The sequence below is a fragment of the Tepidamorphus gemmatus genome, assembly GCF_004346195.1.
GTDB classification, from domain to species: Bacteria; Pseudomonadota; Alphaproteobacteria; order Rhizobiales; family Tepidamorphaceae; genus Tepidamorphus; species Tepidamorphus gemmatus.
The window spans coordinates 238767-252449 of sequence record NZ_SMAK01000007.1 but is presented as its reverse complement, the minus strand read 5'-3'; the positions used below and the strand labels follow the sequence as shown (position 1 = coordinate 252449).

Below are 13683 nucleotides of genomic sequence, written 5' to 3'. Positions count from 1 at the left end.
CCAACCGTGACCCCAAACCCTTCATCTGGACCGCCGATCCCGACAAAATCATCGCCGCCGTCAAACGAGGGCGCGAAGTGTTAGACTCGATCCACGAGGTCGCAACGGTGCCGGAAAGACGACAACGCTCAAGGCGATCATGGGCATCCTGGAGAGGCGCAGCGGCTCCGTGGTGTTTGACGGCCGCGAGATGATGGGGCTACCGGCGCGCGCCATCGCCCGGGCTGGCGTCGCCTTCTGCCCGGAGGAGCGTGGCATATTCTCCTCGCTCTCGGTGGAGGAGAACCTCATGTTGCCCCCACGGATCGGCCCGGGCGGGCTGTCGCGTGAACAGATCTTCGCACTGTTCCCGAACCTGAAGGAGCGGCTTGCCAGTCAGGGCACGAAGCTATCGGGCGGCGAACAACAGATGCTGGCGATCGGCCGGATCCTGCGCACCGGCGCCCGCATGCTGCTGCTTGACGAGCCGACCGAAGGTCTGGCCCCGGTGATCGTCCAGCAGATCGGCCGCACGATCGCGGCGCTGAAACAGCAGCGCTTCACCATCGTCTTGGTGGAGCAGAACTTCCGCTTCGCCTCGACGATCGCCGACCGCCACTACGTCATCGAGCAGGGCCGGGTGATCGACGTAATCCCCAATACCGAGCTTGGCCGCAACATCGCGAAGCTCGAAGGCTATCTGGGGGTATGAACGGATGATCGAGCTGATCGGCATTCCCCCGCAGGTCCTGTTCGGCCAGCTGCTGCTCGGGCTGATCAATGGTTCCTTCTACGCCATGCTGTCACTCGGGTTGGCAATCATCTTCGGCCTGCTCAACATCGTCAACTTCGCCCACGGCGCGCAGTACATGCTCGGGGCTTTCGTCGCCTGGTTTCTGTTGACCTATCTTGGCCTCGGATACTGGTGGGCGCTCCTGCTCGCTCCGGTGATCGTTGGCGCCTTCGGGATCGTTCTGGAACGGCTGCTGATTTCCCGGCTCTACCGGCTCGACCATCTCTACGGGCTGCTGCTGACCTTCGGTCTTGCGCTCATCCTGCAGGGCATCCTGCGCAATCAGTACGGCATGTCCGGGCTGCCGTATTCGGTCCCTCAGCAGCTCGCCGGGGTCCGCAATCTCGGCTTCATGTTCCTGCCTGACTATCGCGCCTGGGTAATCGTGGCTTCGCTGACGGTGTGTCTGGCGACCTGGTTTGCCATCGAGAAGACGCGGATTGGCGCCCATCTGCGCGCTGCCAACGAGAACCCGACGCTGGTCGGCGCCTTCGGGATCAACGTGCCGCGCATGATTACCCTGACCTATGGCTTCGGCGTCGGGCTTGCTGCCTTCGCCGGAGTGCTTGCCGCGCCAATCTACTCGGTCAACCCGAACATGGGCGCCGACCTCATCATCGTTGTCTTCGCTGTGGTCGTCATCGGCGGCATGGGCTCGATCCTGGGGTCGATTGTCACCGGATTCGGCCTCGGTCTGATCGAGGTTTTGACGAAAGTCTTCTATCCGCAGGCCTCCTCCGTCGTGATCTTCGTGATCATGGCGCTTGTCCTGATGGTCAAGCCGGCTGGCCTGTTCGGGAGGGCCGAGTGATGTCGGCGGCGAACGGAGCCGGGATCGCCGACGGGGTGACGGTCCGAGCGAGCGACGCCCTGCGAGCCCACCATGCGACGATCTTCGCGGCATTGCTGGCGGCGGGACTCATCGCCCCGTTTATTCTCTATCCCGTCTTCCTGATGAAGGTGATGTGCTTTGCTCTGTTTGCCTGCGCCTTCAACCTGCTGCTGGGTCATGGCGGCCTGCTGTCGTTCGGCCACGCCGCCTATTTCGGCGGCGCCAGCTACATCTGTGCACACGCCGCGAAGGCCTGGGGCCTGACGCCGGAGCTCGCCATCCTCACCGGTACGGCAGCCGCAGCCCTGCTCGGCGTGGCGATCGGTTCGCTGGCAATCCGCAGGCAGGGCATCTACTTCGCGATGGTGACGCTGGCCTTTGCGCAGATGGTCTATTTCATCTCGGTGCAGGCGCCGTTCACCGGGGGCGAGGACGGCATACAGGCGGTGCCGCGCGGCGAGCTCTTCGGGCTGATCAGCCTGCGTTCCGATCTCACGCTCTATTTCGTCGTTCTGGCGATCACCCTCGGCGGGATCATCATGATCTACCGGATCGTGCATTCGCCGTTCGGGCAGGTGCTCAACGCAATCCGTGAGAACGAGGCGCGCGCGATATCGCTCGGCTACCGGGTCAACGGCTACAAGCTCGCCGTCTTTATCCTGTCGGCTACCTTTGCCGGTCTGGCTGGCGCCACCAAGGCGATCGTCTTCCAGCTCGCCTCCCTCACCGATGTCCACTGGACGATGTCGGGCGAGGTCGTTCTGATGACGCTGATCGGCGGCATGGGCACCGTCTTCGGTCCGATTGTGGGCGCTGCGGTCATCGTCACGATGCAAAACCATCTGGCCACCTTCGGTGCATGGGTGACGATCATGCAGGGATGCATCTTCGTCGTCTGCGTCCTCCTGTTCCGTGAGGGCATCGTCGGCGGTCTCGCCAGATGGATGCGCAGGCCGCTCTAATATCTGTGTCGCCTCACTTTCCGAGAAGGAGCGCGTTGCCTCGTCTGCGGAGATTGCTGCAGCAGCCGGTCGCCGACCATCTCCGCCGTCCGGGCCGGAACCGGTGCGGCCCGGCGCCCGGCCATCGACGTCCCGATACCGGCCTTGCGGCTGATTCCCCGGCCGGGACGTTGCGAAGCCTGGACAGGTGGTCCGAACTCCCGGCCGCCTGCGTCAGAAGCCCGGCGCCAGCCGGCTGCGATCGAGCGCCTCGCGCAGGCGCTGGTCGCGACCGTAGACGTCGTTGCGGAAATGCACCGAGCCATCCTTGTTCACCCAGGCGGTGAGATAGGTGATGTGGATCGGCAAGGGGTGCTCGAGCGTCACTACGGTCTTCTTGCCCGACTTGACCACCTGGTCGATGCGCTCGCGCGTCCAGCCCTGCGGGCCGAGCACGATGGCGCCGAGGTCGAGCGGGTTCTCCACCCGCATGCAGCCGTGGCTGAAGGTGCGCTGGGAGCGCTCGAACAGCGACGTCGCAGGCGTGTCGTGCAGATAGACATTGAACGGGTTTGGGAACATGAACTTGATGGCGCCGAGCGCATTGTTCGGTCCCGGCTGCTGGCGCAGCGTGTAGGGAAAATCCGACGCGGTCACCTTCGACCAGTCGACCGAACGCGGATCGATCGGCTGACCGCCGGCCAGAATCTCGAAGCCCTGCGCGGCGAGCGAGCCGGGTGCGTCCCGCAGTCGGGGCAGGTATTCGTTGCGGGCGATCGAGGCGGGAACCGTCCAGTCCGGATTGATGACGACGTACTTGATGGAGTCCGAGAACACCGGCGTGCGCGAATAGGGCTTGCCCACCACCAGCCGCGCGTCGTGGATCGTCCTGCCGCCATCCACCACCTTGAGGAACTGATCGGCGAGGTTGACGAAGACGTACCGTTCCCCGAGATCGTCCGGCATCCAGCGGCGGCGCTCCAGATTGAGCGCCAGAGTCTCGATCCGCTCCTCGATCGGCGTGTTGATTGCCGCCAGCGTCGCCGGCCCGACCGCACCGTCGACATCGATGCCGTGGCGCGCCTGGAAGGCCTTCACCGCCTCGACGAGCTCCGCGTCGAACAGGGTTGAGGTATCCTCCGGATCGCCCTTGTAGTCGCCGACCGCGGCGAGATAGGCCCGCAGGGCAGGAACCCGCGCATCGTCCATGCCGGGCTTCAGCGTCGCGCCGGCAGGCACCGTCGGCCAGCCGCCGTGCTCGGCGCGTTCGCGCAGTTCGGCAAGCTTGTCGCGCAGCCGGTCATATTCCGGTGTCTGCGGTGCAAGCGAGGCGAGGTAAGGCAGGATATCGTCGGCTCGCTCCGCCCCGTCGAGCAGTATGGCGGCATCGACCGGAACCGGCGTCAAATGGGTGTCGCGGTCGACCTCGGCGGGCGAGACCCGACCGGCGCTCAGATCGCGACCGTAATCGAGAAAGGCGCGCGTGAGCTGCAATTCGAGCTCGGCCAGGCTGCGCACGTCGGTGCGCTCCATCAGCTCGGAGATGCGGCCGACCTGGTAGTCGCTCGGCACCAGCCCCTCCAGATCAGCCGACATCAGCGCGTCGAGCAGCGCGCGCCCCTTGGTCTTGGGCCCGTCGTCGCGCACCCAGATCGGTGTGAAGTCGCGGTAGTGATAGATGGCGTAGACCTGGAACAGCCGCTCGTCGTCGACGTCGAGCCCGAACACCACCTCGCCGTCCCGGACGATCTGGGCGATCTCGCGGGCAACCTGCTTGGGCGGTTCCTGCGCGGGCGCCGGCGTTGCGGCCACCACCACCGCCAGCAGACACCAGATTCCGATCGCAAGCCTGTTCAGACCCGACATGCCCCATCTCCGCTCTGCTGCAGCGCCCGGCGCGAGAGTACGCAATTCGCGCTGGCCGTGCGAGGGGCCGCCAACGGCGCCGCCGGGGTCTGCCGATGCCCTGCCTGTCCGGATCAGGGGCGCTCGCCGCGGCGCAGCCGACCCTCGATCTCGTCGATCGCTCCGATCAGATCCCTGACCGTTGCGATGACGATGTGGGCGCCGGCACGCTTCAGCATGCCTTCCGCCCGCTCGTAGCGGTCGAGATACGCGTCGTTGTCGAGGGCTTCGAGCTCCTCGCGGGACAGGCCCATGGCATTGCCGCTGGCGGCGACCCCGACGGTCCAGCTGCCGGCGGCGAGGCCCTCGAGGATGCCGGGCTCGGTGTCGTCGACCTTGACGCAGGCCCAGGCCGGCCACACGCCGAGATCGAGGAAGGTGCGGTACATCATCAGCGCGCCGGGCCGGCCGGAGACGAGATCCCCGGCGCAGACCAGATTGTCGGGGGCGAAACCCTGCGCGGCTGCGACCGGGGCGAGCCGCTCCATGATGTCGCGGGTGTAGCCGGTGGTGGAGCCGATCTTGAGGCCGCGTGCCCGCAGCTCGGCGACCGTTTCGACGACCCCGGGGACGAGATCGGAGAAATCGGTGACGATCTCCGCGTTGAGCGGAACGAATGCCTCGTAGATGGCGTCGACGTCGCGTGTTGCGAACGGCCGGCCATGCGCCGCCTGCCAGGCCTCCGCGATCCGCGGGATGCGTCCGAGCGCGGCGATGTGATCCCATTTCGGCAGTCCCATCGGCACCCGGGCCTCGTCGATCGAGATCTCGACGCCGAAGCGGCGGAATACCTCGACGAAGGCGCCCATCGGCGCACGTGACCCGAAGTCGACAACGGTCCCCGCCCAGTCGAAGATCACTGCCTTCAGCAACCCGTCCGCCATCATTCCGCTTCAACTCCCTGTTTCGTCGCAACTCCTGACGGAGAACCGGACTCCAAGTCTCCAGGAATGGCGCTAGCCGAACATGTCCGCGATCACCTCCTCGGCGATACCGAAGGCGGTCGAGGCGCCGGTGCCGCTGGTCACGATCACGATCCTGACATGCGCCTCGGGCCTGTCGACCAGCATCAGCCGGTCGCTCGCCGAGGCATAGGTGCCGATCCAGCGCTCCGATACCCGGAAGGAACCGAACGCCAGGATGCGCTCCATCTCGTCGAGGATGAGGCGATCGACGGCCTCCGGCGCGAATGGATCGGGTGTCGTGGCGTAGTGATGGCTGTCCCCGACCACCAGCGACCCGTCGGCCGACTGCACCACGATCAGGTGGACGCCGTTGGCCAGCGCGTCAGCGGCCTCGCGCTCCAACCGCTGCCGCAGCGCCGCCGCCTCGGGAAGTTCCGCATAGCCGAGATAGCGCACCAGGCCGAGATCCGACATCACCGCCGCGCCGAGCCGGAACGGCCGATCCGGTGCCAGGCGCATCATGTGCAGCTTGCAGCGGGTGAGGCCGTAGGCGGCGATCCGATCGGCATAGAGCCCGACGAGATCGTCGCCAGGGCAGACGACCGCGGCGTCGGCACGGATCCTACCCGCCGAGGTCTCGATCGCCGGCAGCGTGATCCCGCGCACCGCCGTGTTGCGCACGAACCGGATACCGTGCGACTCCGCCAACCAGCGGGCAAGACGGGGCACCGCGTCGCGCGATTCGACCCTCAGCTCGTGCGGGCTCCACAGCACCGCGCGTATGTCTGCACCGAGCGCGGGCATCCGCGCGCGCGCCTCGCCCGCGGTCAGCAGTTCGCAGGCTGCGCCCATCTCGGTTTCGCGGAAGGCCTCGAGCACGGCGATCGATTCGGGGTGGCGGACCGCGACAGCAAGCCCGCGATGGGCGATCTCGATCCCGGCCCGCGGTGCGATCTCCGCCCAGACATCGCGCGAGCGCAGGGCGCGGCGCCAGCAGGCGCCAGCCTGCTGGCCGGTGACGGTGACGAAGCCGAAGTTTCGCACAGATGCCCCGTTCGCCTGGGCGTCGCGGTCGATGACGACGACCTTGAGGCCGCGCCGCGCAGCGGCGAGCGCATGGGCAAGGCCGACGATGCCGGCTCCCACAATGGCGAGATCACAGCTGTCGGACATCAGCGGCAGCTCCTTCTGGATCGGCGACTAGACAGTGACATCGATGACAGCCCGATGACAGCAGCTCTGCTGCCGCCGGTGCGAATTGCCGCAGGGTTGGCAGGCCATCCTGGAATGGTTCTTACTTGATCCCTGTCATATGCTAGGACTGCACGTGGCCGCATGCTGCGTGCGATCCTGCGGTGCCCGCCCTCACCGGGCGGCTGCCGCATGGCGGTGTCAACCGTCGGCGGACACCGGGCAATGCGAGCCGAGACGAGAATCAGCGGAAATCTGCCATGCCATTTGACTATGCCGCCGCCTTCCGGGGCGCCCTGGACAAGGTCACGGCCGAGAAGCGCTACAGGGTCTTTGCCGAGCTGGAGCGGATCGCCGGGCGATTTCCCCGCGCCGTCCATCATGCCGCTCAGGGCCCGCGCGAGATTACCATCTGGTGCTCGAACGACTATCTGGGCATGGGGCAGCATCCCGACGTCCTCGCCGCGTTCACGGAGACCGCCGCGCGGATGGGCGTCGGCGCCGGCGGGACCCGCAACATTTCCGGCACCAGCCATCCGCTGGTGCAGCTCGAGGCGGAACTCGCCGACCTGCACCGCAAGCCGGCGGCGCTGGCTTTCACCTCCGGCTTCATTTCCAACGAGGCGTCGATCTCGACGTTGGCGCGGCTGCTGCCCGACTGCCTGATCCTGTCGGACGAGCTCAACCATGCGTCGATGATCGAGGGCGTTCGCCGGTCCGGTGCCGAGAAGCGGATCTTCCGGCACAACGACCTCGACCATCTCGAGGACCTGCTGCGGGCGGGCGGCCGCGATCGGGCGAAGCTCGTGGTATTCGAATCCGTCTACTCCATGGATGGCGACATCGCGCCGATCGGGCGGATTTGCGATCTCGCAGAGCGCTACGGCGCCATGACCTATATCGACGAGGTGCATGCGGTGGGCATGTACGGGCCCCGCGGCGCCGGCATCGCCGAGCGCGACGGGCACATGCAGCGTATTGACGTGATCGAGGGGACGCTCGCCAAGGCGTTCGGCTGCCTCGGCGGTTACATCGCCTCGAGCGCCGACATCGTCGACGCGGTACGCTCGCATGCGCCGGGCTTCATCTTCACCACCGCGTTGCCGCCGGCGGTAGCAGCGGCGGCGACGGCCGCGATCCGCCATCTGAAATACTCTTCCGCCGAGCGCGAGGCCCAGCAGCGGCACGCCGGCCTGACCAAGCTCGCGCTCGCCCGGCGCGGCATCCCCGTGATGCCGTCCGACACCCACATCGTGCCGGTGCTGGTCGGCGACCCCGAGCTGTGCAAGGCGGCCAGCGACCGGCTGCTCGAGAAGCACTTGATCTATATCCAGCCGATCAACTTCCCGACCGTGCCACGCGGTACCGAACGGCTTCGCATCACGCCGACGCCGTTCCACACGCCGGACCTCATAGACGAGCTGGCCGAGGCGCTGAGCGAGACCTGGACCTCACTGGGCATCCCCTTCGCCGCCGGAGCGGCGCTGAGTGCAGCCGCCGAGTAGGATCGGCTTCCCAACCCGGTGAGGGGAAGCGGCGCCCTCGTCGTCGTCCATGATCGCGCGCCAGGCCGCGCCGTCGAGATCCTCGTACTGACCCGTCTTCATCGACCAGAGGAAGCCGGCGAGACCGAGCAGGCCAAGCCCGAGCGCCACCGGAACGAGGAAGATCAGCGCGTCCATCAGTCGGATCTTTCCACCATGCGCACACGCAGGGCGTTCAGCGTGACGATGACGGAGGAGCCCGACATGGCCAGCGCAGCGACCAGCGGCGTCACCAGGCCGAACACCGCGATCGGCATGGCGAGGAAGTTGTAAAGCGCGGAGAACCAGAGGTTCTGGTCCATGGCGCGGCGGGCGCGGCGCGAGACTTCGACCGCCGCGGCGACCGGCGCCAGCCTCTCGCCGAGAAATACCGCGTCGGCGGCCGCCTGCGACAGGTGCACCGCCGTCACCGGCGAGATCGAGGCGTGCGCGGCGGCGAGTGCCGGCGCGTCGTTGAGCCCGTCGCCGACCATCAGCACCTTGCGGCCCGACGCCTTCAGTGCCTCGAGCGCGCCGATCTTGTCGGCCGGCTTCAATCCGGCACGGCGGTCGGCGATGCCGAGGGCGTCGGCAACGGCATCCACCGCCTCGACGCGGTCGCCGGACAGGATGATCGGCGCAAGGCCGAGCTGCTTCAGCCGGTCCACCACCTGGCGTGCATCGGGGCGCAGCGTCTGCGCCACGGCGATTGCGACCGCATCCTCTTTGCCGCGCCGGAACCAGACCCGCGAACGCCCATCCGCCGCCGCGCGGCGGGCGGCGTCGTCCGGCACGCCGCAGAATGCGGCGCTGCCCAGCCTCAGTTCGATTCCGTCGGCGAGCGCGCGGACGCCGCTGCCGGTGATCTCCTCGGCGCCGGCGATCGGCGACAGGCCCTCGGCATGGGCCCGCAGCGCGGCGGCCAATGGGTGACGGCTCGACAGGGCGAGCCGCGCCGCATCCCGGAGCACGTCCGCCGGCACCGACTCCGGATCGGCCAGCGCCGGTTCCGGCAGTGTCAAGGTTCCGGTCTTGTCGAATACCACGGTATCGACCTCCGCGAAGCGCTCGATCGCCTCGCCGGCCGACAGCAGTACCCCGGCGCGGAACAGCAGTCCGCTGGCGACGACCTGCACCGCCGGCACCGCGAGGCCGAGCGCGCAGGGGCAGGTGATGATCAGCACCGCCACGGCCGTCATCAGCGCCCAGTGCCAGTCCGAGCCGAACGCCATCCAGCCGGCGAAGGTCAGCGCTGCGGCCGTATGCACGACGGGGGCATAGAGGCGGGCCGCGCGGTCGGCGAGTGCAAGGCGCCTCGAGCGGGCATCCTGCGCGGCTGCCAGCAGCCGATTGACCTCGTCGAGCAGCGTGCCCTCTGCCGCCGCGGTGACCTGCACGGTGAGTGCGCCTCCGACATTGAGGCTCCCTGCATAGACCTGGGCGCCTGGGGCGACGCGGGCGGGGTCGGTCTCGCCCGTCACCAGGCTCTGGTCGATGTCCGAGACGCCCGCGACGACGATTCCGTCGACGGGGAGCCGCTCGCCCGGTGCGACGAGAACCCGGTCGCCGGGGTCGATGGCCGACAGCGGCACCAGCCGGGTGCCGCCGCCGGGTATCAGTTTCGTCGCCGCCTCGCCCTTCAGCGCCGCGAGATTCTCCGCATGCGCGCGGGTACGCCGACGCATGTTGATTTCGAGGACGCGGCCGACGAGCAGGAAGAACAGCAGCATCACCGCCGCGTCGAAATAGGCGTGGCGTCCACCCTGGAACGTCTCGACGATCGAGATTCCGACCGCCAGCAGCACACCCAGCGAGATCGGCACGTCCATGTTGACGCTTCGGTGGCGCAGCGCCCGCGCGGCCGACGCGAAGAAGGGCTGGCCGGCATAGGCGACGGCGGGGATCGCAATCAGCGCGGAGATCCAGTGGAACAGGTCGCGGGTTTCCGGCGTGATGTCGGTGATGTTGCCCCACCACACCGAGATGGACAGCAACATGATGTTCATCGCCGCGAAGCCGGCGACCGCCATCGCCTTCAGCAGCCGCCTCGATTCGTGCGCCTCCGCGCCCGCGGCGGCTCCGGGATCGAACGGGTAGGCGCGATAGCCGAGCTCGGCGACCTTCGCCACGACGTCGCCTGGCTCGAGCACACCGTCGAGCCAGTCGACGGCGAGGCGCCGGTTGGTGAAGTTGAGGCGGGCGCGCGTGATGCCGGGGACGGCCGACAGGCCGCGCTCGATCCTGGCCATGCAACCCGCACACCGTACACCGTCGACCGCGAGTTCCATGTGCAGGGTATTGTTGTCGACATGGGTGACGTATCCGGCAAGATCCCGGTCGTGATAGCTCATTGCCCTACCTCACGAACAGCCGGGACTCGGAATGGAAGACGCGCACCCCGGCCTCGGCGGCGTCGATCAGCAGCGTCCAGTTGCCGGGCGCGATCGCCGCGACCTTGCCCAGGTATCGCCCGGTCTCGGTCTCGGTCAGCGTGATCTCGATGTCGTTGGCCTCGCGGATCGGGCTGCGCAGCAGGGTGGCGACGGCAAGCCCCGTTACGGGAGCGCCGTTGCGGTCGCGTACGTTCACCTCGACCGAGGCTTCGTCTCCGGTCCGGTCGATGACGGCCTCGACCCGCCAGTTGCGCGCGAGCTGGGCCTGGGCGGCCTCGATCTCGGCCTGCCAGCCATTGCCGGCGCGATAGGACGAGCCGGTCACCACACCGGTGTGGCTGCTCACCGCCAGATAGATGAGCGCGGCGTTGACCGCGATGACGACGCCGAAGAAGGCGAGAATGCCGATCAGCACCGTGCGTCCGGTCACCTGCCAGCCGGCGGTCGCGGATCTGTTGCTGCTCATCGTCGCTGTCCTGTCATGGTGCCCTGAAGAAGTCGGACGTGGTGACCGTCTCGCCGGTGGCGGCATCCGTCAGATGGAAGATGATCGGGGTGGCGTCCGCCAGCGCGGCGCCGGGCGGGGTGGAGACGGTCACGCGCAACTCGCGGGTGGCGTCCGGCTCGACGATGATCCCGGCGATCCCGTCCGCTGCCGACGCCACGCCCACCACTTCGAGCTGCGCACCCGGCAGCCCCTCGAGGCCGAGCCGGAAGGTGGCGGGCGCGAGATGCTTGTTGCTGATCCGGATCGTGTAACCGTTGCGGATGCCGCCGTCGCTGAGACGCACGAACAGCGGATTGCGGTCATGGATCACGCTGAGGTCGATGTGGGCGCGCGTCGCCAGCGACCAGAGCATGATCCCGCCGACGATCGCGATGATCGCCGCGTAGATGACCGTGCGGGGGCGCACCAGCCGCCAGACCTCGGGTTTGCCCTCCTGCCGGCGATGGATGTTGATGTCGGTGTCATAGCCGATCAGGCCGCGCGGCCGGCCGATCCGATCCATGACGCTGTTGCAGGCGTCGATGCACAACCCGCACTGGATGCATTCGAGCTGCAGACCGTCCCGGATGTCGATGCCGGTCGGGCAGACCGCGACGCACTGGAAACAGTCGATGCAGTCGCCGGCCGGCTCGTTGGCGGCACGGGCGCGCTCTGCCTGCTTCACCGACATGCGTGGCTCGCCGCGGTCGTAGCGGTAGGTGACGTTGAGTGCCCATTCGTCGGTGAGCGCGGCCTGGATGCGCGGCCACGGGCACATGTAGGTGCAGACCTGTTCGCGGGCGAAGCCGGCGAGCAGATAGGTCGTGCCGGTCAAGATGCCGATCCACATGTAGGCCATCGGCGCGGCCCGGAAGGTGGCGAGGTCGCGCACCAGGGTCGGCGCGTCGGCGAAGTAGAGCACCCACGCGCCGCCGGTCCACCAGGCGATCAGCAGCCAGAGGGTGTGCTTGGCGATCTTCTCGGCCACCAGCGTCGGCGTCCAGCCGCCCTTGTCGGCCTTCATGCGCTCGCGCCGGTCGCCCTCGATCAGACGCTCCACCGCATAGAACAGGTCGGTCCAGACGGTCTGCGGGCACAGATAGCCGCACCAGACCCTGCCGGCCAGCGCGTTCATGAGGAACAGCACCATCGCCGCGAGGATCAGCAGGCCGGTAATGTAGTAGACCTCCTGTGGCCAGATCTCGATGAAGAAGAAGTAGAAGCGGCGTCCGGGGAAATCGATCAGGACCGCCTGGTCCGGCGCGTTTGGTCCCCGCTCCCAGCGCACGAAGGGCAGCAGGTAGTAGACGCCGAGGGTAAGTGCCATGACGGTCCACTTGATCGTCCGGAACCGACCCTCGACCTTCTGCGGATAGACCTTCTTGCGACGTGCATAGAGGCTTCCTGGCGATCCACCGCCGCCGCCTGTCGCCGTATCGGCGCGCATTGCCCGAAAACTCCTGTCAGGTCGAGAGAGACCGTCGGTTGCGATTAGCATCGCATGGCGGCACGCGCCTTGATTGTCATCAAACCCTACCCGGGGTCGCCTGTCGGCAGGACGCGGCATTACACCACGGGGCGTCGCGTGGCGGGCTGTGGTCCGCGCAAACGCTGTCGGGTGCGGTTCGCCGGAGCGAACCGCACCCGTCGCATCCTCGCCCCGGGCCCGCGCGGCAGCCGAAGACTGGCTTCGGGGCCGCCCGGCGCAGACCCTATTCGCCGCCGCCCAGGGCGTGCACGTAGACCGCGAGCGACTTGATCGTCACGGGATCGAGGCGCTGATCCCAGGCGGGCATCACGCCGCCGCCGCCGACCTCGATGCGATGGATGATGGCCTCGAGGCTCGATCCGTACAGCCAGATCGGATCGGTGAGGTTCGGCGCGCCGACCTCGCGCATGCCCTCGCCGGAATCGCCGTGGCAGGAAGCGCAGTTGTCCTCGTAGATGGTGCGGCCGAGCGCCAGATCGGCGGTCGGCTCGACCTCCAGCCCCGACAGCGAGCGGACATAGTTGGCGACGGCACGCACCTGCTGGGCATCGAGGAGTCCATCGCGGCCGAACGCCGGCATGTCGCCGAACCGGGCCTGCTCGTGGCCGGACCGGATTCCGTAGAGGATCGTCTGGTGGATGTCGTCGAGCGTACCGCCCCAGATCCAGTCGTCGTCGTTGAGGTTCGGATAGCCGATCGCGCCGGCGCCGCCCGCGCCATGGCACGGCGCGCAGTTGTCGCCGAATGCGGCGCGGCCGTTGGCCATTGCGAATTCGAGCATGCGCGGCGTCGCCTGGATGTCCTCCAACGCGGCATCGGCGAGGTCGGCGCCGTGCTGAGCGCGCAGCGCCCTCAGTGCCTCGACCTGCTCGATGACGACGGCGCGCTGGGAATGGCCGCGGATGCCGCGGGTATAGTCGGTCAGCAGCGGCCAGGACGGCATCAGGATCCAGTAGACCGCCGACCAGGCGATGGTGGCGTAGAAGGTCCACAGCCACCAGCGCGGCAGCGGATTGTTCAGTTCCTTCAGCCCGTCCCACTCGTGCCCGGTGGTCTCGATGCCTGAAATCTGATCGATTTCTTTCTTGGCCATGGATCAGTCCTCGCGAAGCGGGAGCTTGGATGCCTCGTCGAAACGCTTGCGGTTTGCGGGCCACAGGGCGTAGGCGACGACGATCGCGAACAGGGTGACGAAGTAGAGCAGGCCCCAGGTCTGGGCGAAGGCGGCTAGGCGTTCGTACATCG

11 protein-coding genes and 2 pseudogenes are annotated in these 13683 nt (G+C 67.6%); 4 read left to right on the top strand and 9 right to left on the bottom strand.

The window, feature by feature from the left end:
• Positions 1–97: 97 nt before the first annotated feature.
• From EDC22_RS12970 to EDC22_RS12960, 3 genes and pseudogenes are all read left to right on the top strand, one after another.
• Positions 98–691 (top strand): annotated as a pseudogene (locus EDC22_RS12970) (ABC transporter ATP-binding protein); the annotation flags it as partial.
• Positions 692–695: 4 nt separating this feature from the next.
• Positions 696–1583: a branched-chain amino acid ABC transporter permease gene (locus tag EDC22_RS12965; RefSeq protein ID WP_132807086.1), complete on the top strand. Its 888-nt coding sequence runs from the start codon at positions 696–698 to the stop codon at positions 1581–1583.
• Positions 1583–2566: a branched-chain amino acid ABC transporter permease gene (locus tag EDC22_RS12960; protein WP_132807085.1), complete on the top strand. Its 984-nt coding sequence runs from the start codon at positions 1583–1585 to the stop codon at positions 2564–2566. The genes EDC22_RS12965 and EDC22_RS12960 overlap by 1 nt, the downstream gene beginning before the upstream one ends.
• Before the next feature lie 213 nt (positions 2567–2779).
• Here EDC22_RS12960 and EDC22_RS12955 read toward each other — a convergent pair whose 3' ends face one another.
• The 3 genes from EDC22_RS12955 to EDC22_RS12945 form a co-directional block, all read right to left on the bottom strand.
• Positions 2780–4411, bottom strand: coding sequence for a L,D-transpeptidase family protein (locus tag EDC22_RS12955; protein WP_132807084.1), 1632 nt, complete (start codon positions 4409–4411; stop codon positions 2780–2782).
• Between the two features lie 113 nt (positions 4412–4524).
• The gene (gene phnX, locus EDC22_RS12950) at positions 4525–5337 is read right to left on the bottom strand and encodes a phosphonoacetaldehyde hydrolase (RefSeq protein WP_132807083.1); all 813 of its coding nucleotides are present in this window, start codon (positions 5335–5337) and stop codon (positions 4525–4527) included.
• A 69-nt stretch (positions 5338–5406) separates the two neighbouring features.
• A complete protein-coding gene (locus EDC22_RS12945; RefSeq protein WP_132807082.1) occupies positions 5407–6528 on the bottom strand; it encodes a TIGR03364 family FAD-dependent oxidoreductase in 1122 nt (373 codons plus the stop codon).
• Between the two features lie 278 nt (positions 6529–6806).
• On the opposite strand from EDC22_RS12945, the gene hemA reads away from it, so the two are divergent.
• Complete coding sequence (gene hemA / locus EDC22_RS12940) at positions 6807–8051, top strand: 5-aminolevulinate synthase (RefSeq protein WP_132807081.1); 1245 nt, start codon at positions 6807–6809, stop codon at positions 8049–8051.
• Between the two features lie 21 nt (positions 8052–8072).
• Here hemA and ccoS read toward each other — a convergent pair.
• The 6 genes and pseudogenes from ccoS to EDC22_RS12910 all read right to left on the bottom strand — a co-directional run.
• Positions 8073–8228: pseudogene (gene ccoS / locus EDC22_RS12935) on the bottom strand (cbb3-type cytochrome oxidase assembly protein CcoS); the annotation flags it as partial.
• On the bottom strand, positions 8228–10420 hold the full coding sequence (locus EDC22_RS12930) for a heavy metal translocating P-type ATPase (RefSeq protein WP_132807079.1): 2193 nt from the start codon (positions 10418–10420) through the stop codon (positions 8228–8230). The pseudogene ccoS and the gene EDC22_RS12930, both read right to left, overlap by 1 nt.
• A gap of 4 nt (positions 10421–10424) precedes the next feature.
• A complete protein-coding gene (locus EDC22_RS12925) occupies positions 10425–10928 on the bottom strand; it encodes a FixH family protein (RefSeq protein ID WP_165926896.1) in 504 nt (167 codons plus the stop codon).
• Positions 10929–10941: 13 nt separating this feature from the next.
• The gene (gene ccoG / locus EDC22_RS12920; protein WP_132807077.1) at positions 10942–12396 is read right to left on the bottom strand and encodes a cytochrome c oxidase accessory protein CcoG; all 1455 of its coding nucleotides are present in this window, start codon (positions 12394–12396) and stop codon (positions 10942–10944) included.
• A gap of 265 nt (positions 12397–12661) precedes the next feature.
• Entirely contained in the window at positions 12662–13531 is an 870-nt protein-coding gene (gene ccoP, locus EDC22_RS12915) for a cytochrome-c oxidase, cbb3-type subunit III (RefSeq protein WP_132807076.1), read from the bottom strand.
• Positions 13532–13534: 3 nt separating this feature from the next.
• The gene (locus tag EDC22_RS12910; protein WP_132807075.1) at positions 13535–13681 is read right to left on the bottom strand and encodes a cbb3-type cytochrome c oxidase subunit 3; all 147 of its coding nucleotides are present in this window, start codon (positions 13679–13681) and stop codon (positions 13535–13537) included.
• Positions 13682–13683 lie beyond the last annotated feature (2 nt).